The 17966-nt window shown below is 41.8% G+C and carries 13 protein-coding genes; 6 read left to right on the forward strand and 7 right to left on the reverse strand.

The annotated features are described in order from the left end of the window. Positions 1 to 9: 9 nt before the first annotated feature. Together G6W41_RS04405 and G6W41_RS04410 are read left to right on the forward strand one after the other, a co-directional pair. A complete protein-coding gene (locus G6W41_RS04405; RefSeq protein ID WP_194170739.1) occupies positions 10 to 1158 on the forward strand; it encodes an iron-containing alcohol dehydrogenase in 1149 nt (382 codons plus the stop codon). 17 nt (positions 1159 to 1175) lie between these two features. Beyond that, positions 1176 to 1592 carry a cyclophilin-like fold protein gene (locus tag G6W41_RS04410; protein WP_194170740.1) on the forward strand — a complete coding sequence of 139 codons (417 nt, stop codon included), beginning with the start codon at positions 1176 to 1178 and terminating at the stop codon, positions 1590 to 1592. Between the two features lie 679 nt (positions 1593 to 2271). Here G6W41_RS04410 and G6W41_RS04415 read toward each other — a convergent pair. The 7 genes from G6W41_RS04415 to gpmI all read right to left on the reverse strand — a co-directional run bounded on the left by G6W41_RS04415 (position 2272) and on the right by gpmI (position 8930). Further along, a complete protein-coding gene (locus G6W41_RS04415) occupies positions 2272 to 3114 on the reverse strand; it encodes a YwqG family protein (RefSeq protein WP_194170741.1) in 843 nt (280 codons plus the stop codon). 11 nt (positions 3115 to 3125) lie between these two features. Beyond that, positions 3126 to 3980: a CbrC family protein gene (locus tag G6W41_RS10120; RefSeq protein WP_194170742.1), complete on the reverse strand. Its 855-nt coding sequence runs from the start codon at positions 3978 to 3980 to the stop codon at positions 3126 to 3128. A 203-nt stretch (positions 3981 to 4183) separates the two neighbouring features. After that, positions 4184 to 5119 (reverse strand): acetyl-CoA carboxylase carboxyl transferase subunit alpha, encoded by a 936-nt coding sequence (gene accA / locus G6W41_RS04425; RefSeq protein WP_194170743.1) that lies wholly within the window; start codon positions 5117 to 5119, stop codon positions 4184 to 4186. 1 nt (position 5120) lies between these two features. After that, positions 5121 to 6332, reverse strand: a complete 1212-nt coding sequence (locus tag G6W41_RS04430; RefSeq protein ID WP_194170744.1) for a beta-ketoacyl-ACP synthase II — start codon at positions 6330 to 6332, stop codon at positions 5121 to 5123. 34 nt (positions 6333 to 6366) lie between these two features. After that, complete coding sequence (gene acpP / locus G6W41_RS04435) at positions 6367 to 6600, reverse strand: acyl carrier protein (RefSeq protein ID WP_002941395.1); 234 nt, start codon at positions 6598 to 6600, stop codon at positions 6367 to 6369. A gap of 86 nt (positions 6601 to 6686) precedes the next feature. Continuing rightward, positions 6687 to 7430: a 3-oxoacyl-ACP reductase FabG gene (gene fabG, locus G6W41_RS04440; RefSeq protein WP_194170745.1), complete on the reverse strand. Its 744-nt coding sequence runs from the start codon at positions 7428 to 7430 to the stop codon at positions 6687 to 6689. A 36-nt stretch (positions 7431 to 7466) separates the two neighbouring features. After that, positions 7467 to 8930, reverse strand: coding sequence for a 2,3-bisphosphoglycerate-independent phosphoglycerate mutase (gpmI, locus tag G6W41_RS04445; RefSeq protein ID WP_194170746.1), 1464 nt, complete (start codon positions 8928 to 8930; stop codon positions 7467 to 7469). Between the two features lie 79 nt (positions 8931 to 9009). Here gpmI and mraY point away from each other — a divergent pair, with 79 nt between their 5' ends. From mraY to G6W41_RS04465, 4 genes are all read left to right on the forward strand, one after another. Then, entirely contained in the window at positions 9010 to 10074 is a 1065-nt protein-coding gene (gene mraY, locus G6W41_RS04450) for a phospho-N-acetylmuramoyl-pentapeptide-transferase (protein WP_002941305.1), read from the forward strand. A gap of 3 nt (positions 10075 to 10077) precedes the next feature. Continuing rightward, positions 10078 to 10593 carry a hypothetical protein gene (locus G6W41_RS04455; RefSeq protein ID WP_194170747.1) on the forward strand — a complete coding sequence of 172 codons (516 nt, stop codon included), beginning with the start codon at positions 10078 to 10080 and terminating at the stop codon, positions 10591 to 10593. 4 nt (positions 10594 to 10597) lie between these two features. Next, the gene (gene murD / locus G6W41_RS04460) at positions 10598 to 11815 is read left to right on the forward strand and encodes a UDP-N-acetylmuramoyl-L-alanine--D-glutamate ligase (RefSeq protein WP_194170748.1); all 1218 of its coding nucleotides are present in this window, start codon (positions 10598 to 10600) and stop codon (positions 11813 to 11815) included. A gap of 122 nt (positions 11816 to 11937) precedes the next feature. Continuing rightward, entirely contained in the window at positions 11938 to 17532 is a 5595-nt protein-coding gene (locus G6W41_RS04465; RefSeq protein ID WP_242039902.1) for a hypothetical protein, read from the forward strand. Positions 17533 to 17966 lie beyond the last annotated feature (434 nt).

A 17966-nucleotide genomic window follows, 5' to 3' on the forward strand; every position in this document is an offset into this window, starting at 1 on the left:
AGGAAAACAATGGAAAATTTTACATTTTATAACCCAGTAAGAATAGAATTTGGCAAAGGAAAAGAGGCTCATATCGGCGAGTATATGAGAGAATTTGGTGCTAAAAAAGCCCTTGTGCTATACGGCAGCGAGCGCGTGAAAAAGAGCGGACTGCTTGGCGTAGCTACCGATAGTCTAAAGGCAAATGGCATCGAATTTACTGAGCTTGGCGGCGTGAAATCAAACCCGGTGCTAAGCAAAGTAAATGAAGCGATCAAAATAGCCCGTGAATTTGGCGCTGATAGCGTGCTAGCTGTTGGCGGTGGCTCGGTGCTAGACTCTGCAAAGGCAGTCGCTGCCGGAGCTAAATACGATGGCGACGTGTGGGACTTTTTCGTAGGTAAAAATCCGGCCGAGTCGCTTATGGTATTTGACATCATCACGCTAGCAGCAACTGGCTCTGAGATGAATCAAAACGGCGTCGTGACCAACGAGGCGGCTAAACTAAAGCTTCATCTGGGCGCGCCGTGCCTTTTCCCAAAAGTATCTGTCGTAAACCCGCAGCTACAAGCCACCGTCAGCCGCGACTATCTAGTTTATAGCGCAAGCGACGTTATCGCGCACAGCATCGAGGGCTATTTCACGGCTACAAACTATCCGCTAATCGCCAGAATGCAGGTAGAAGCAAACATCAAAACTATCATCCGAACGACTGAAATTTTACTTGCAAACCCTGATGACTACGACGCTAGAGCTGAGTTTGCCTGGGCTGCGACGATGGCGCTAAATGGCATAACTATGGTCGGTACTTCAGGCATCGAGTATCCAAACCACATGATCGAGCATGCGATGAGTGCGGTAACGGACTGTGCGCACGGAGCTGGACTAAGCGTGGTTATGCCTGCGTGGATGAAGTGGTATAAGGATAGAAATTTAGGCGTATTTGAGCGTTTTGCGAGAGAAATGTTTGGGCTTAAAACCGCAGATGAGGGCATAGAGGCGCTAAAAGTGTGGTTTGACAAAATAGGCACTCCAACAAGTCTATCGCAGCTAAAGATAGATAGCGAGGCGCTTATTGACGAGGTCGCGGGTGTTGCTTTTGAAAACGCAAAGGCGTGGGCGATGCAAGAGCTCTATCCAAAGAAAAATATCGCTCAAATCCTTGAACTGGCAAAATAAATTTAAAGTGAGTAAAAATGAGAAAAATTTTAGCCGTCTTTATGCTTTTTGCTGGGTTAAATTTGGCAGCAGGAGAGAAAATGCAAAATTTAAAGATAGTCCTAAAGAGCTCTAATGGCGAAGCGACGGCTATCTTAGATGATACGGCAGCAGCAAGAAGCTTTGCCACACAGCTGCCGCTAACGCTAAATTTAGAGGACTACGGCGGACACGAAAAGGTCGCTAAGCTACCAAAACCGCTTGATACAAGAGGCGCTCCGAGCGGCAGCGACGGCAAAAAGGGCGAGATCTCGTACTTTGCTCCGTGGAACAACTTTGTCATCTACTATGGCTACCAGCCCTATTATGAAGGCATCGTGCGCTTGGGGGTGATCGAGGGCGACGTGAGTTCGGTCGCAAAAGACGGGCAGATCAAGATCGAGCTAGTAAAATAATATAAATTTTAGGATGCTTGAAAATCTTGATCAATAAAATTAAAACGCTTAAATTTTAGTTAAAAGACAACTGCCACCCTCGACAAGGTGGGTGATAAATTTTTGCAGACGTCTGCCTAAGATCACGCTACTTTTTGGCGCGACACACACATCACGCAAAATTTTACACTGGCGCAACTGACAGCAAAAAATAACGTGGATAAAGCATTTAAATGAAAAAAAAAAAATACAAAATTTGATCAAAAATTTGCCTTTGATTTTGATATATTTTATTTGCCAATGACGATAGAAAGAACTTTTGCAGTAAAATTAAGCACTTTGTGCAACAGGACTAGCTTTTTAGTGGTTGCACCAAAAAATTGCGAGTATAACTAATAAAAGATTGCAAAAATTCACTTAAAGAGCGAGATGATTAGCAAGCAAAAATTTAAAGAACATAAGGGCGCTGGAAATTTTAGTGATGAGCCACTAGCTTGGTAGCAAAAGTCACTTGCAAGGTAAATTTGGCTGGCGGCAAATTGCAAAAAATTTAAATTTGATCTAGCTAGCATAAATTTAAACTGCCATTTGCCTTTAAATTTACACGCTCTAGTCGCAAAATTTAGATAGCGTGCTAAAAAACAGCAATAATAATTTTACTACCAGACGCATGTCAAAAGCTTTTGGCTAAATTTCGCCCCTAGCTTGTCTGCAAAACTAGCCACGTCTTGCTAAAGTCGCGCGACGCTAGGTCATCCCTCTTTATCCACAGATAAACTCTGCCCTCTCCGTCCCAGTCCATGTCGCTATCCCAGTCGCTATCTATCTGCAAAAGCAGCTGCCACTGGGCGGCATTTTTCTCAAACTCCGCGATATTTGGGTGGTGATAAGCGCTGCCATCGCCGCAGTCAAGGCCATTTGCAACGAGCTCGCACTCTAGCTCCATGCCATCTTGAATGTTGTCAGAGTGACCAAGTAGCTTGTTTTCTTTGGCCTGCCAGCTTGGCTCGATGATCTCGTGATAGGCCTCCCACTCCTCCTCGCTAAATTTACCAAATGGCACGAGCGAGCTTTGCAAACTTGGCAAATTTAGCTCGTTTTTAAAGCTAAGAGAGCGTGCGCCAAATGTGAAATTTCCGCCCTCCATGTTTTGGCGAGCAAGCTGGTCTTGAGCTGCCTCACTAAAAATCACAGCAAAGCCCTTTTTATCAGCAGGGTCGTAACCCCAAACACGCAAATTTATATCATAAAAAAGATAGAGCATGCCACTTTTTGGTAGTAACCCGTCGGTGTCAAATTTGCTGACTTCAGCAAAATTTATCTGCGCCACAAAGCTAAGCGCGCCGTTTTCATTTGAGGGCCAAGGCACACTAGCTGGTAGATCTGGCTGCCCGCCAAATTTAGATGCTCCAACAACGATATCGCCGTCATCTTTAGCCTGCGTATCTATTTTTATAGCATTTTTGGCCATTGGCTTTAAAAACTCAAAAAGCCCATCCAAACCGCGCTCTTTGCAGCCTTTAGAAATTTCATTTAGATCCATATTTTTCCTTTCTAGCAAGCATCAATGTAGATGTGATACTTTTTGCAGTGCAAGCAGCGAAACAAATATCCAGCAAAATCGCCGCCAGCTACAAGCAGCTCGCGAGCCATTTTCGCGTCGTAATCGTCCCTTTTTGCGTAGTCCGCAAAGACCTCGTCTGCGATGCCAAACTCCTCAAGCTCCTTCGTGCCCACATCGCCCAAAAATGCGCAATAATCATCACAGCACGCCACCCAGTGCTCACCCTGCCAGCTCTCATAGCCTGGTGTTCTTTCAAAGAGTTCCTCATCTTTTTTGGCGTCATCCATGGCAAGCTTGTCGGCGCCCTGCACAAAGGTAGCGTCAAATTTGTTAGCAGCTTCGCCATTTGCGATGCAGGCTGGGCAAAGATAAGTGACATCTTGCTCGCTATAGACGCCATTGTTGTAATAAATTTCTGTGTTTTTACCGCAACACTCGCAGATGACACACATATCATCTTTAAATGCGCCAGTTTTTAATGGCTCGGGGTGATAGCGAAATTTTGGCAAGGTGGCAGCCTTTGCCTTTTGAGCTAAAATTTGCTCTTTGCTCTTTGGCCTTGGCACCGCCCATTTGTCGCCCTCATCTACAAACTGCACAAGATAACCAAGTGTTTTTAGCTGCTTTTTGTCATTTTTATCGTGTATCTTTAAAAGTAGCTCGTAAGCACTCTTTTGCATAGACAAAATTTGATAAATATCTACTAAAACTTTCTTTGCCTGCATATCCTCGCTTGCCTCAAGCTCTTCTTTGAACTGATACAAAGCCTCCACGCTTGCCGCATTGCCGTTATTTTTGTAGTAATCTTTTGAAAGCTTTATATATTTTCCTTGAAATTTATCCACAAATAGCCTTTATGAAATTTGCTAAGAATTTTAGCTTTAAAGACTTAAAAGTCGCATAGATGAGTTATTAAAATTTAAAAGAGTGGGATAAAAATATAAAATTGTTTAATTTTTAAAATTTAAAAAAAGGTATATTAAATTTAATGTAAGAGAGAATCACAAGCGAATTTACATAAATTTCAACTCACTTGTGACTATAAATTTTACTCTTCGTAAGCCCCGATAGAGAGGATTTTGTCTATTCTTTTTGCGACAAGCTCGTTTATATCAAGCTTCTCAAGCTTGGCTAGCTCTGAGATGAAGTAGTTTGCAAGTGCTTTTGCAGCACCGTCTTTATCTCTATGAGCTCCATTTATCGGCTCGTTTATCACATCATCTATAAGCGATAAATTTTTTAAGTCATCAGCCGTTATCTTCATAGATTTTGTAGCTTGCTCTTGTTTAGCTGGGTCGTTCCAAAGTATCGCTGCACAACCCTCTGGCGAGATGACTGAAAAGACAGAGTTTTTCATCATAGCAAGTCTATCAGCCACACCTATAGCTAAAGCACCACCGCTTCCGCCTTCACCGATAACGACAGCTATTATTGGTGTTTTTAAATTTGCAAATTCAAATAAATTTCTAGCTATGGCCTCACTTTGACCTCGCTCTTCAGCACCAACGCCAGGATACGCACCTGGAGTGTCTATCAAAAATAAGATAGGTAGGTTAAATTTTTCAGCCAATTTTGCTACGCGTAAAGCCTTTCGGTAACCCTCCGGATGAGGCATACCAAAATTTCTTTTTAGTTTATTTTTAGTGCCACGACCTTTTTGCTCACCTATAACGACAGCCTTTTTGCCTCCGATATAACCGATGTAGCAAACTATTGCTGGGTCGTCGCGAAATGCCCTGTCGCCATGAATCTCATAGCCATCAACTAAAAATGAATTTATATAATCAATAGCGTATGGTCTATCTGGGTGACGAGCAAGTTGCAAACGTTGATATTCGTTTAAATTTTTATATACTTTTGATATCTCTTTAGATAGGTTCTTATTTAAAATTTCAACAGCATGTTCATCGCCTCTGATCTTAGCATTTGCTATATCTTCATCAATTTGCTTTATGCTCTTTTCAAAATCTAAATAATTTGACATCTTAATCCAACTTTTTAAATATCACGACGCCGTTTGTTCCGCCAAAGCCAAATGAGTTGCTCATAACAGCTTTTATATCAGCTTTTCTAGCTTTATTTGGAACGTAGTCTAGATCGCACTCTGGATCTGGCGTTTCGTAGTTTATCGTTGGAGGAATGATGCCATCTCTCATTGCCATTATAGATATGACAGCTTCGATCGCACCAGCACCGCCCAAGCAGTGTCCAGTCTGACCTTTAGTTGAACTAACTGGTGGGCACTTACCACCAAAAACAGCCTTTAACGCAGCTGTCTCATTTTTATCATTTACTGGTGTTGAAGTACCATGTGCATTGACATAGTCTATCTTTACGCCTTTTGCCATATCAAGCGCTTGCTTCATCGCGCTTAATGGACCTTCAAGTGTTGGTGATGTGATGTGGTGTGCATCTCCGCTCTCACCAAAGCCAACTACTTCAGCGTAAATTTTAGCACCTCTTGCAACAGCCGACTCATACTCTTCAAGCACAAGTGCGCCAGCGCCTTCGCCCATTACAAAGCCATCGCGGTTTGCATCAAATGGTCTTGATGCCTTACTTGGTTCATCATTTCTTGTTGATAGCGCTTTCATCGCTGCAAAGCCACCTATGCCAACGCCACAGATAGTTGATTCGGCACCGATAACTAGCATATTTGTTGCTTGACCGATCATTATGCATTTTGCAGCTTGTGATATAGCATGAGTGCTTGCTGCACAAGCTGTTACGCTTGATAAATTTGGACCTTTTAGTCCGTGGTTTATTGAAACTATGCCACCTAGCATATTTACAAGTGCAGATGGGATGAAAAATGGCGAAATTCTCTTTACGCCTTTTTCAAAATATGTGATTGAGTTTTTCTCAATATTTGGCAAACCGCCTATACCAGCTGCTGAACTAACGCCAAATTTATGAGCGTCAAACTCCTTAAAATTTGCATCAGCCATAGCTTCGTTAGATGCTTTTATGCCAAGCTGTATGAAACGATCTACTTTTTTCACCTCTTTGCCGTCTAAAATGCTATTTGGATCAAAATCAGTTATCTCGGCAGCAATTTTAACAGGGAATTCGCTTACATCAAAGCTCGTGATCTCTTTCACACCTGTTTTACCCTCGCAAATAGCCTTAAAAGAGCTCTCTTTATCAAGACCAAGTGCGTTTATCATGCCAATACCAGTTACAACGACTCGTTTCAATACATCTCCTTAAATCAAACTATGCAAATTTAAATTATTTGCCTAGTTTTTCTATATAATTTACAACGTCTTGAATGCTTACTAATTTCTCTGCTTCGCTATCAGGAATTTCTACTTCAAATTTCTCTTCTAAAGCCATAACTAGCTCTACAACGTCAAGTGAATCAGCGCCTAAATCTTCGATGATTTTAGACTCTAGTTTTACCGCTTGTGGATCTACGCTTAGTTGCTCTACAACTACGTCTCTTACGTCTTCAAATACTGCCATTTAAGGTCTCCTTATAAAAAATGTCTGTTATCTTATAATATTTACGCTTTTATTTATTTTAAATTTCAAAACTTGTTGAAATTTCATTACATATAAAGTCCGCCGTTTATTTTTAGCGTCTCGCCAGTCACGTAGCTCGCGTGATCACTTAGTAAAAATGCCACAGCATCGGCCACCTCACTAGCGCTGCCAAAGCGTTTAAGGGGGATATTATCGTTATAAGTTTTTTTCACCTCATCGCTTAGCCCATGCGTCATATCAGTCTCGATAAAGCCCGGAGTTACGCTGTTAAAGCGGATATTTCTACTTGCGCCCTCTTTTGCAAAGCTCTTACTCATGGCGATTAGTCCGCCTTTGCTGGCTGAATAATTCACCTGTCCAGCATTTCCCATCTCACCAACGATAGATGCGACATTTACGACCGCTCCAAAGCGCTTTTTACTCATCACTTTTAAAGCCTCTCTGCATCCTATAAAAGCTGAAGTTAAATTTGCATTTATCACATCTGTAAATTCGCTAGTTTTCATGCGAAGCGCTAGCTTGTCATTTGTGATGCCAGCGTTATTTACGAGGTAGCTTAGCTCGCCGTCGCTATCAACTATCAAATTTATACCTTTTATAAACTCATCTTCGTCTGTTGCGTCAAATTTTATCACTGCTGCCTTGCCGCCATTTTGCTCGATTTCAGCTTGCAAAGCGTCTGCTATTTCAGGCTTTGAGCGGTAGTTTATCCACACTTTTAAACCCATATTTGCAAGCGTCTTTGCGATTTGTGCGCCGATACCTCTGCTTGCACCTGTTATTAGCACGTTTTTTCCACTAAATTTCATAAATTCTCCTTATAAATTTTGCTTATATTATCAAATTTAAAATAACGCCTCGTCCATTTCAGCTGGAATTTCAAGCCCCATGAGCTTTAAAACGCTAGGCGCGATGTTGTTTAGGCCGCCTTTTTTTAGCTCTTTAATCCCATCAGCCATCACAAAGCAAAAGACGTCATAAGTTGTGTGGTTTGTCAGTAGCTCGCCGCTGCTATCACGCATCTCTTCGCAGTTTCCGTGATCGCTCGTGATGATCATCGCGTAGTTTTTCTCTTTTGCCTTGGCGTAAATTTCTCCAAGAGCCGCATCCACCGCCTCAACCGCCTTTATAGCGGCCTCGTAGTTGCCAGTGTGTCCCACCATATCGCCATTTGCAAAATTTACTACGATAAAGTCTTGCTCATCATCCATGCCCTTTAGCACGGCTTTGCAAACCTCAGCAGCGCTCATCTCTGGCTTTTCGTCGTATGTTTTGACCTTTGGACTAGGGATTAGCACCCTTGTTTCGTTGCTGGCTAGCTCCTCGACGCCACCATTAAAGAAAAATGTTACGTGGGCGTATTTTTCAGTCTCAGCCGTGTGAAGCTGCCTTAGACCAGCGGCTGCTATGACCTCGCTTAGAGTGTTTTTTATCTTTTCATTTTTAAAGAGCACTTCAAATTTAAAATTTGCGTCGTATTCGGTCATGGTGATTAAATTTTTGATAGCAAAAGGTCGCTCAAACTCGCTAAATTTCTCTTCGCCCAAAGCCTCGCAAATCTCTCTTGCTCTATCATTTCTAAAATTTATTACGATCACGCCGTCATCTTTGCCTATGCCCTTAAAGCCATTAAAGCTTGCTGGCTTTACAAACTCGTCAGTCACGCCCTCATCGTAGCTTTTTTGTAGATACTCGCTTGGTGCTAGATCGCTTAAATTTGCCCCCTCTACCAAGCTATCATAGGCCTCTTTTACGCGCTCCCAGCGTTTATCTCTATCCATAGCGTAAAATCTCCCACAAACGGTCGCCACCTTAAATTTAGCCTCTAAGCTTTTTATGAAATTTAGACCGCTGTTTGGGCTAACGTCGCGTCCGTCAGTTATAGCGTGGGCAAAAACTTCGCAGCCACTTTTGCTAGCAAGCTCGCACATGCCATCAAAATGCTCCATGTGAGAGTGCACGCCGCCGTCGCTATAAAGCCCTATGACGTGGATCTTTTTGCACTTTTTAAAAAGAGCTTTTAACGCTTCATTTTCTGATATCGAGCCGTCATTAAAGCCTCGTGAAATTTTGACTAAATTTTGATACAAAACTCGTCCGCTTCCTATGCACATGTGCCCTACTTCGCTATTTCCCATCTGCCCCTCAGGTAGTCCCACAGCGTTTCCAGAAGTTTTTATGAGTGAGTTTGGAATTTCTTTAAAAAATTTATCGTAGTTTGGCTTTTTGGCCGCCTCAAATGCGTTAAATTTGCCATTTTTGTTTGAACCAATGCCATCAGTTATTATAAGTATAGTTTTTTGAGCCATTTTTAAATTTTATCCTTAAATTTAGATAATTTTTAAGGCCATTATACTAAAATTGCTTTTTTTTAAAATAAAGGCCCCTATGTTTTACTATATCTATGAAATTTTAAATTTTAATATCTTTCAGTATATCACCGTTCGCGCTGGCATCGCGTTTTTCATAGCATTTATCTTGACAGCTTATCTGATGCCTAAATTTATCGCTTGGGCAAAGGCAAAAAACGCCGCCCAGCCTATCTACGAGCTTGCCCCGCAAACTCACCAAAAAAAGGCCAAAACGCCAACCATGGGCGGACTTGTCTTTGTCTTTACAGCCGTGATCGCCACGATCATCTGCGCTAGGCTTGATAACGCCTTTGTTCTAGCATCGCTCTTTTGCCTAGTTTGCTTTACTCTGCTTGGCTATAAGGATGACTACAGCAAAATTTTAGGTGCGAAAAACCACGCTGGCCTAAGTCCAAAGGCAAAGCTCTTTTTTCAGTTTCTAATCGCCTTTTTACTCGCAGCATTTCTCTACTTTAGCAAGGAGCTAAACACCGAGTTTTACCTGCCGTTTTACAAGCAGCCAATCTTTGACATGAAAATTTTTGCCATTTTCTTTTGGACGCTAGTCATCGTCGCAGCCTCAAATGCGGTAAATTTAACAGACGGACTTGACGGACTTGCCGCCGTGCCATCGATATTTTCACTTTTAACACTTGGCGTTTTTGCCTACATCTGCGGCCACGCTGTCTTTAGCTCGTACCTACTTTTACCAAAGATCGCAGGCGTTGGCGAGAGCGTCGTCGTGGCTTCTGCGCTAATTGGCTCACTCATGGGCTTTTTGTGGTTTAACTGCCATCCGGCCGAGGTCTTTATGGGCGATAGCGGCAGCCTAAGCGTTGGCGCATATATCGGCTTTATGGGCGTTGCGACCAAAAACGAAATTTTGCTCATCATCATCGGCCTCATCTTTGTCGTTGAGACGCTTAGCGTCATCTTGCAGGTGGGTAGCTTTAAAATTTTTAAACGCAGAATTTTCTTAATGGCGCCTATACATCACCATTTTGAGATCAAAGGCTGGGCGGAAAATAAGATCATCGTGCGCTTTTGGATCATCGCGCTTTTAGCAAATTTGATCGCACTAACGGCGCTAAAGATCAGGTAGATCATGCGAGCGCAGATAGAACCTGACTTTGAAGCTGCTAGAAAAAAATATGATGAAATTTTGGAGCAAATTTTAGCCTACACCGACTATTGCGACGAATTTGGCGATGAGGACGGCGAAGAGTACCGCAAGGTAGAGCAGCGTTTAGCCAAGATAAGCGGCAAAGATATGAGTAAATTTAGCCTGCACGAGTGGTGGGAGGCTGAAGGCGCTGAAAATCTCGCCTTTGATATCGCTTTGCCAGAGCCAAAAGTGGTGCCTGATATAACAAAAGACGAGCTTAGGCAGATCGTGGAGCGCATGTTGGCGCCTGTGCCTGAATTTGATGATGATTTTTTAGAGGCATTTTATGTAAGAGTGACATTTGCTTGCAAGGGTGCTTATTTTGCAGAGTTTTTAAAGCTAAATTTTGCCAAAACATTTAGCTTTGAGCTCTTTGATCGCCGCGAGATAGATGGCGTGATGCGTGAGCTAAGTGCTAACGAGATAGTAGAAATTTTATGGGGCAAAAGAGGATAAAAGTATGAGAAAATCACTATTTGGCTATGGTGGCACGACAAAGGCGATCGCTAAAAACTTCGTAAATGACGGCTTTTGGGATATATATGATGATAAATTTAGCGAAATTTCTAAGGACGAGTTTGGCAACGCTCTTTTGCCAGTTAGCGAATTTGACCCAGCAAAAAGCGGCCTAGAGATACCAAGCCCTGGCATACCGCCTCACCACGAGCTTATCAAAAAAGCTAAAAATTTGATCAGCGAATATGACTATTTTTATGAAATTTACAAGGCGCATCTGCCATTTAACGTCTGGATCAGCGGCACAAACGGCAAGACGACGACCACAAAGATGATGCAGCACCTGCTAGAGAGCAAAGGCTCAGTCATGGGCGGAAATGTCGGCATCGCGCTAGCAAATTTAAACCCGCACGCTAAAATTTGGATACTTGAGACTAGCTCATTTACCCTGCACTACACAAACCGCGCAACACCTGGCATCTACGTGCTTTTGCCGATCACTCCAGACCATCTAAGCTGGCATGGCAACATGAGCGAGTATGAAAAGGCAAAACTTAAGCCGCTTGCTAGCATGAGCGAAACAAGCGTAGCTATCGTGCCTGAAATTTATGCTAAAACGCCTACAAAGGCCAAAGTGATCGCCTATAAGGATGAGAGCGACTTGGCTAAATTTTGTGGTGTAAATTTAGGCGATATAGCCTTTAAAACGCCGTTTTTGCTTGACGCACTACTGGCACTTGCGGTGGAGAAAATTTTATTTGACCGCTGCGATGTGGGGCTTTTAAACACATTTGTTATTGAAGCAAACAAGCTCGAAGAATTTACTGATAACAAGGGCAGAACCTGGGTAAATGACACAAAAGCGACCAACATAGATGCGAGCATTCAAGCTGTAAAACGCTACAAGGATCACTTCATGCACCTAATCTTAGGCGGCGACGACAAGGGCGTTAGCATGGATGAGCTATTTGAGATTTTAAAGGATCTTAAAGTCAAAATTTACGCCATCGGCTCAAATAGCGACAAGCTTATGAATTTAGCTGCTAAATTTAACGTGCCTGCCATAAAATGCGACTTTTTACAAAACGCTGTAAATGAGATAAGCAAAGAGCTTAAAAGTGGCGAGATAGCGCTTCTAAGCCCAGCAGCTGCGAGCCTTGATCAGTTTAAGAGCTACGCCGAGCGAGGAGATAAATTTAAAGAGTTTATAAGGGCTCTTTAACAGCTTTTACAAAAATCACTCTTGTTATTTTTTTAGTTTAGATAAAAATTTATTTTTTCTTATATAAAAATTTAGTAAATTTTTCCGATATTACAATACACACATTTTACAGGGATGAAAAAATGCCAAATTTTGACGCCATAAGGATCGGCGTTATCAAAAAGATCAAGGGTGAAGCCATCGCCATAAGCAGGGACGGCACTATGAGGGTGCTACACAAAGACGATGAAATTTACCTTGGTGATGATATAAAAACGAGCGAAAACTCGAACCTTACCATTGTTTTTGATGACGGCGAAAAGGCTTATGTCGGCTTTAGCTCGGTATTTCACACTATAAATGTCTTTGCTGAGCATAAGGGCGAGCTAGTCATCCCAAAAAACGCAAACATCCTTGAAAATCACAAAGAACACGCAAATGACGATGATCAAATCTCCCATCAAGAGCTATCTTCTCACGGCTCATCATCGCACAATTTCGCCTCAGTGGGTAGTGGTGGCATCAAATTTGAACTAGGTGGCCACTACTCAAATATCTACGACTTCTACACTGGTTTGCGCGCTCTTGAAGCTAGGCATGACGAGGTCAAATGGCCAGTTGGCGAGGCTAAGATCGGCGGGGTCTCTTACGCTGGATTTGGCGGTCAAAACCTAAATTTTACACCGCCAGAGCCAAACATCGTGCTAAATTTCAACCTTACAAGCGACACTGGCGAGAAAAAAGGCTTTTTAGGAGGAGCGCAGCTAAACTCACTACCAAAAACTCCTGATGGCAAGAAAATCATCACAAGCATAGGGGTTGATATCCCAGACGTTGCTAAAAATGGCGACATCATCACGATAAAGACAAATATGAAAGGTGGTGGCAAAACTAGCAACTACAAAGTAAATACGATAACAAACGAGCTAATCCCAGTTGATAGTACCGGCACGCCTACTGGAGCACCTCCTATACCTATCGTAAATGGTAAAGCAGAGATCACTGGGGTTGAAATTTTAAACCATGGCAAAACGACCGTGACAAGCTCATACACCACTGGAGGCAGGACATTTACCGCGCCGCCAACTACTTATGAGCTAAACGACACGCCAGCCATCTCAAAAGTGACAGCCACGCTTGATCTTGATAAAAATGGCGACGGCGTGATAGATGCGACCGAGCTAGGGTATGGTAGCGGCACGCAAACTAGCGGTATGAAATTTATAGTGCCTGATGAGCTTAGCACTGGAGATAAGATCACGTTTAAGCTAAATGAACCGGGCAAACCGCCAGTCGAGAAGAAATTTACGCTAGATAAAGAAAATGGCACGGCAACCGACGAAGACGGCAACACCTATACATTTACAACCGATGAAAATGGCGCGGTTAGCTTTAGCGTGCCAAATATCGCAAACATCACAGCAGGAAGCAGCATAGAAACTGGCGTAGTTGATAAATTTGGCAACGTCTCAGCCACAAGCACTACGCCAAGCAGCAGCGTAAGTGACACCGTCAAAGTGACGCTAACAGCCGATAAAAACGGCGATGGGCTGATAAGTAGCGACGAGATAGGAGACGGCACTTCAAAGGTTGAGATAAATTTACCTCGCACCATAAAGCCAAAGGAGAGCGTCACTATAAACATAGGTGGCTCACCAAAAGAATTTGTCGTAAGCGACAATGGCACAAGCGTCTATGATAAAAATAACCCAAGCATAGTTGTGCCAATAGTTAATGGTAAATTTGAAGTGCCAGGCGTAAGCGTGCCAGTGACACCTGGCTCAAGTGTATCTATAAGCACAACGGTTAATGACGAGCATGGCACGCCAAAACCAAATGGCACAAGCAGCCAAACCACCCCAAGCGTCGTAGTAGCTCCACCTGTAAAATCAGCCAAGATAAGCTTTGATAGTGACTTGGGCTCTAGTAATAGAACACCAGATGGCAAGATAGACACTTCAGAAAACAGATACAATGACGGCGATCCAACAAAAACTGAGGCCTCTATAAAAATCCCAAGCGTGATAAAAGAAGGCGATAAGATAGCCATCGATGTCACCAACCCAGACGGCAGTAAAATGCACAAGGTCTATACATACACTAATGGCAAGATAATCGCCCCTGATCACAATGAAGTGCCACTAAATGACGGCAAATTTAAGATCACAGTGCCAATAGAGCATGGCAAAACCACAAGCATAACGACGACCATGATGGACAAGGCTGGCAACAAAGGCGAGAGCGATACAAATGAGATAAAATTTAGCGACAGCCCAGTGGCTAAATTTGTCAAAGACGCTGACGGAGATGGGCTCATAGATGACACCACTGGAGCTATAACGACCTCTGATGTAAAGGTCTATCTCCCAAGTAGCGCAGTGCCAAAAGATGAGCTAAAGATAAGCATCCTAAACCCACTTACAAACAAACAATCAACCGTGAGCTACATCCTAGACGATGATGGCGTGCATATGATAAACAAAAAAGATCCAAGCGATATAAAAGTGATAAGTGACGGTGCTATCACCATACCAGACGTGACGGTAAGTAGCAAGCGCCCGACCTTAGTCGATGCGACCCTTATAAAAGATGACGGGAGTGCAATCTCTGGCACTTCAAGTGGTAGGCTATTTGCCTTTGGAGTGCTTGACTATATAGACGATGTAAAGCTTGTTACAAAGATAGATAATGCTGATATCCACTCTGCAAAATACCTAAACGAAGAGGACTACGAGCACATCATCTCGACAAGCCAGTATGAGTCAAATTCAACCCAAAAGATAAACTACAACATCGCTCTTACAAATGACGAACAGCCATACATTAAATTTGGTATAAATAAGCCTGATACCACAAGTGACGGCAAAGGCTACGTGCTAATCGAGATAAAAGACGAAAACGGGAATATAAGCGATAGCTTTATAGCCAAGATCGAAAACAACACCGTCATAGCAGACTTTGAAAAAGCTGGCAAAAAGCTAGATAGAACTCACCACATCATAGACGCTACCTACGTGGGGACTGACGGCGTGCCTCAAAGAGATGATAACCTAACTATCACAGTCGATCTTGACTCAAAGCCTGACAAGCTAATAGAATCTGACTTTGATAATATAAAAAACGGCTCTGGTAGCTACGCTATAAATTTTAGCGGCAAGGGCGAAGCTGCAAATAATCCACACGATGAAAAATCAAAAGATGTAGAGGTCATAGACGCTGAGACATCTGAGAAGACGACACTGACACTTGATAGAAATTTAAGCTACTCTGGAAGCTTTAACGTAGCGCAAAACACAGGCAGCAAAAACTACATCGTAGAAAGACTAGATGATGCGGGAAATTTAGCCGTTCAAACCGTAACTATGGTGGCAAACAAAGGCCTTGATGTTGATATGTGGTTTTATGATTGTACGAATAAAGAATTTATAAATAAATTTATGTATCCTGGACCATTTTTACAAACAGATAGTGCAAATTTATTTTATGTAAAGCATCACTATAAAGAATGGATGGAGTGGGCTGGTGTTAGTGCAACTACTACATTTAGTCAAGTTACTTTTAGATCAGGTCAAGATTATAATAGATCTTGGACTAGACCACACTCAGGTGAGCTAAATACAAATGATATGGCAAGGGTTGGGCATTCTCCAGATGCAAGCAAAACAGATACATATGGATTAGATCCCTATACGGTAGATACAGAAAATTATCCAGTAGATTATTCGAAAAAAGATGCCTCTGGAAAATACAGAGAAGATTATTTAGAAAATTTTAAAGGAAACTATACATTACTGGAAGCTGAGACAGTAGGAACAGACCTTATCATGCATATGAGCGGCTGGATATATGTAAGTGAAACAGCCAACTACTTATTAAAATTGCAATACTATCAAGACCTAGCAAGCCTTAAAATATCAAATCATGAATTGCAAGGCGCTTGGTGGTCTGGTGGTTATGGCAAACATAAGACAGAAGCTAGTTTTCACCTTGAAAAAGGCTTTCATAAAATAAATATTGACTACATTGATCAAAGAACAGATCTAAATTTTGATATCGCTATTAAAAAAGATAGCACGTATAAAATAATAGGCTCACAAGGAAGCGGCACACATCTTTTTAGTGATAGCTATGTGAAAGCTTTGGAAGATAAAGGATATGTCAGCAGAGCTGATGCAAATGGCTACAGAAAAGCACTAAATGGCTATGGCAATGATCCAGATGATTTTAACAAAGTAATACACCTAAAACACAACACAGATGCTCTTGAAGGTAGCAACCTAAACGATATATTTATCTATAACGGCAAGAATATAGACGCAAAAGGTGGCGTAGATAAGCTGATATTTGTTGAAGATATAGACCTTAGCGAAGTAAATAATCTAAAGGATAAACTAAAAAGCTTTGAACGCCTGCAACTAGGCACAGAGAGCCAAAACGTTTCAATCGCATTAAACGCAAAAAGCGTTCTTGACATCATAGACTCAAAAACGACAAAGATAACAGAGGGCGAATACTCAACCTTAAGAACTATACCTGGAACAGAGAGTGTAAATACAGTTTTAAAGATAGCAGGTAAGGATGGCGACATAGTAAAACTTATAAATTCTGGAGTTAATAAATTTGAATTAGCAACGAAAGAAGAGGTGACTTTACTAAACTGGAAGCATAGCAAAGCCATAGGGGATAGCTATAACAAAGTAGAAGTAGATACGAATGGACATGCGGTCAATCAAGTCTATAAAGGCACATACGTAAAAGATGGCGAGTTAAAGACATTTTTTATTGAGATAGACAAAAATGTCAAGACCGTAGCGCAAGAGCGCAACTACGACGACACCTTTACATATAATGCCACCAAACCTATAGACGCAAAAGATGGAGTAGATACGCTCATCTTTACAGCAAATACCGACCTTAGCAACATAGATGTAAAAGATAAACTAAAAAGCTTTGAGAGGTTGCAACTAGGTAAGGATAATGAAGCGGTTGCCCTCACTCTAAATTCAAAAAACATACTTGACATCGTTGATTCAAAAGAGACCGCCACGACCATCGAAACAAGCGGCACGAAAAAAGAGATACAAGGCACAAAAAGCATAAATACAGTCTTAAAAATAACAGGCGATGAAAGTGACGCGGTAAAACTCATAGGAAGCTTCTCAAAAGCAACTGATGAGGAAGTGACGATGCTAAACTGGAAACACAGTCAAGTCGCGGGCGATGAATTTAATAAAGTCGAAGTCACAGATAATAGCGGTAGCAAAACCTACCCTAATCACAGCAATGTAACTTACAATGCAAGTGCAAATGCAACGATACACGGCATGGATCACGCGGTAAATCAAGTCTATAAAGGCACATATACCGATGGAGCTAACACAAGGACATTTTTCGTTGAGATAGATAAAGGCGTTAAATTTACACGCGAGGGGGATGACAAAGATAATAAATTTATCTATGACGGTGACCAAATAGACGCAAAAGGTGGCGTTGATACGCTCATCTTTACTGAAAATATCGATCTTAGCAGAGTGGCTGACCTAAATGATAAACTAAAGAGCTTTGAAATTTTACAGCTTGGTAGCAAGAGCACTCAGGCGGTCTCCATAGGACTGGATGCCAAAAGCGTGCTTGATATCATAGACGCACAAGTAACAGATGGTGGGCTAAAAAGTGTAAATACCGTGCTAAAGATCAAAGGCGACAATAACGACAAAGTAGCGCTAGAGGGCAAATGAACTATCTTCACGCAAGCAACAGACAGCGAAGTAGCGGCACTAAATTTAAAACATAGCGCTTTAGGCGATACACACAACCAAGTAGCAGTTGATGCAAGTGGTCACACTGTAAATCAAGTCTATAAAGGCGTATATGGTAGCGGAGCTGGCGCACAAACATTTTTTATCGAGATAGATAAAGATGTAAGTGTAGTAAATTTGGTGCATTAAATCTTTTGAATTTAAATAAATTTCTGTCACTTCTTAGCTTAATAAACATTTAAGCTAAAATCATAAAATTTAAATTTTATAGTTTAAAATCCGCTTTTTTGAGCTAGTTAGCTTAAATTTTCATAAACATCCCTAGAAATAATGCTTCACAAATAATAATTTTTATTATATACTAAAATAAAATTTACTCTAAAAAATATCCATAAATCACTAAAATAAGGAAA

The sequence above is a fragment of the Campylobacter concisus genome, assembly GCF_015230035.1.
In the GTDB taxonomy this organism is placed as follows: domain Bacteria; phylum Campylobacterota; class Campylobacteria; order Campylobacterales; family Campylobacteraceae; genus Campylobacter_A; species Campylobacter_A concisus_BK.

Coding starts and splice junctions, on each gene's coding strand:
- G6W41_RS04405 (WP_194170739.1), top strand. CDS start 10: ATGGAAAATTTTACATTTTATAACCCAGTAAGAATAGAATTTGGCAAA.
- G6W41_RS04410 (WP_194170740.1), top strand. CDS start 1,176: ATGAGAAAAATTTTAGCCGTCTTTATGCTTTTTGCTGGGTTAAATTTG.
- G6W41_RS04415 (WP_194170741.1), bottom strand. CDS start 3,114: ATGGATCTAAATGAAATTTCTAAAGGCTGCAAAGAGCGCGGTTTGGAT.
- accA (WP_194170743.1), bottom strand. CDS start 5,119: ATGTCAAATTATTTAGATTTTGAAAAGAGCATAAAGCAAATTGATGAA.
- acpP (WP_002941395.1), bottom strand. CDS start 6,600: ATGGCAGTATTTGAAGACGTAAGAGACGTAGTTGTAGAGCAACTAAGC.
- fabG (WP_194170745.1), bottom strand. CDS start 7,430: ATGAAATTTAGTGGAAAAAACGTGCTAATAACAGGTGCAAGCAGAGGT.
- gpmI (WP_194170746.1), bottom strand. CDS start 8,930: ATGGCTCAAAAAACTATACTTATAATAACTGATGGCATTGGTTCAAAC.
- mraY (WP_002941305.1), top strand. CDS start 9,010: ATGTTTTACTATATCTATGAAATTTTAAATTTTAATATCTTTCAGTAT.
- G6W41_RS04455 (WP_194170747.1), top strand. CDS start 10,078: ATGCGAGCGCAGATAGAACCTGACTTTGAAGCTGCTAGAAAAAAATAT.
- murD (WP_194170748.1), top strand. CDS start 10,598: ATGAGAAAATCACTATTTGGCTATGGTGGCACGACAAAGGCGATCGCT.
- G6W41_RS04465 (WP_242039902.1), top strand. CDS start 11,938: ATGCCAAATTTTGACGCCATAAGGATCGGCGTTATCAAAAAGATCAAG.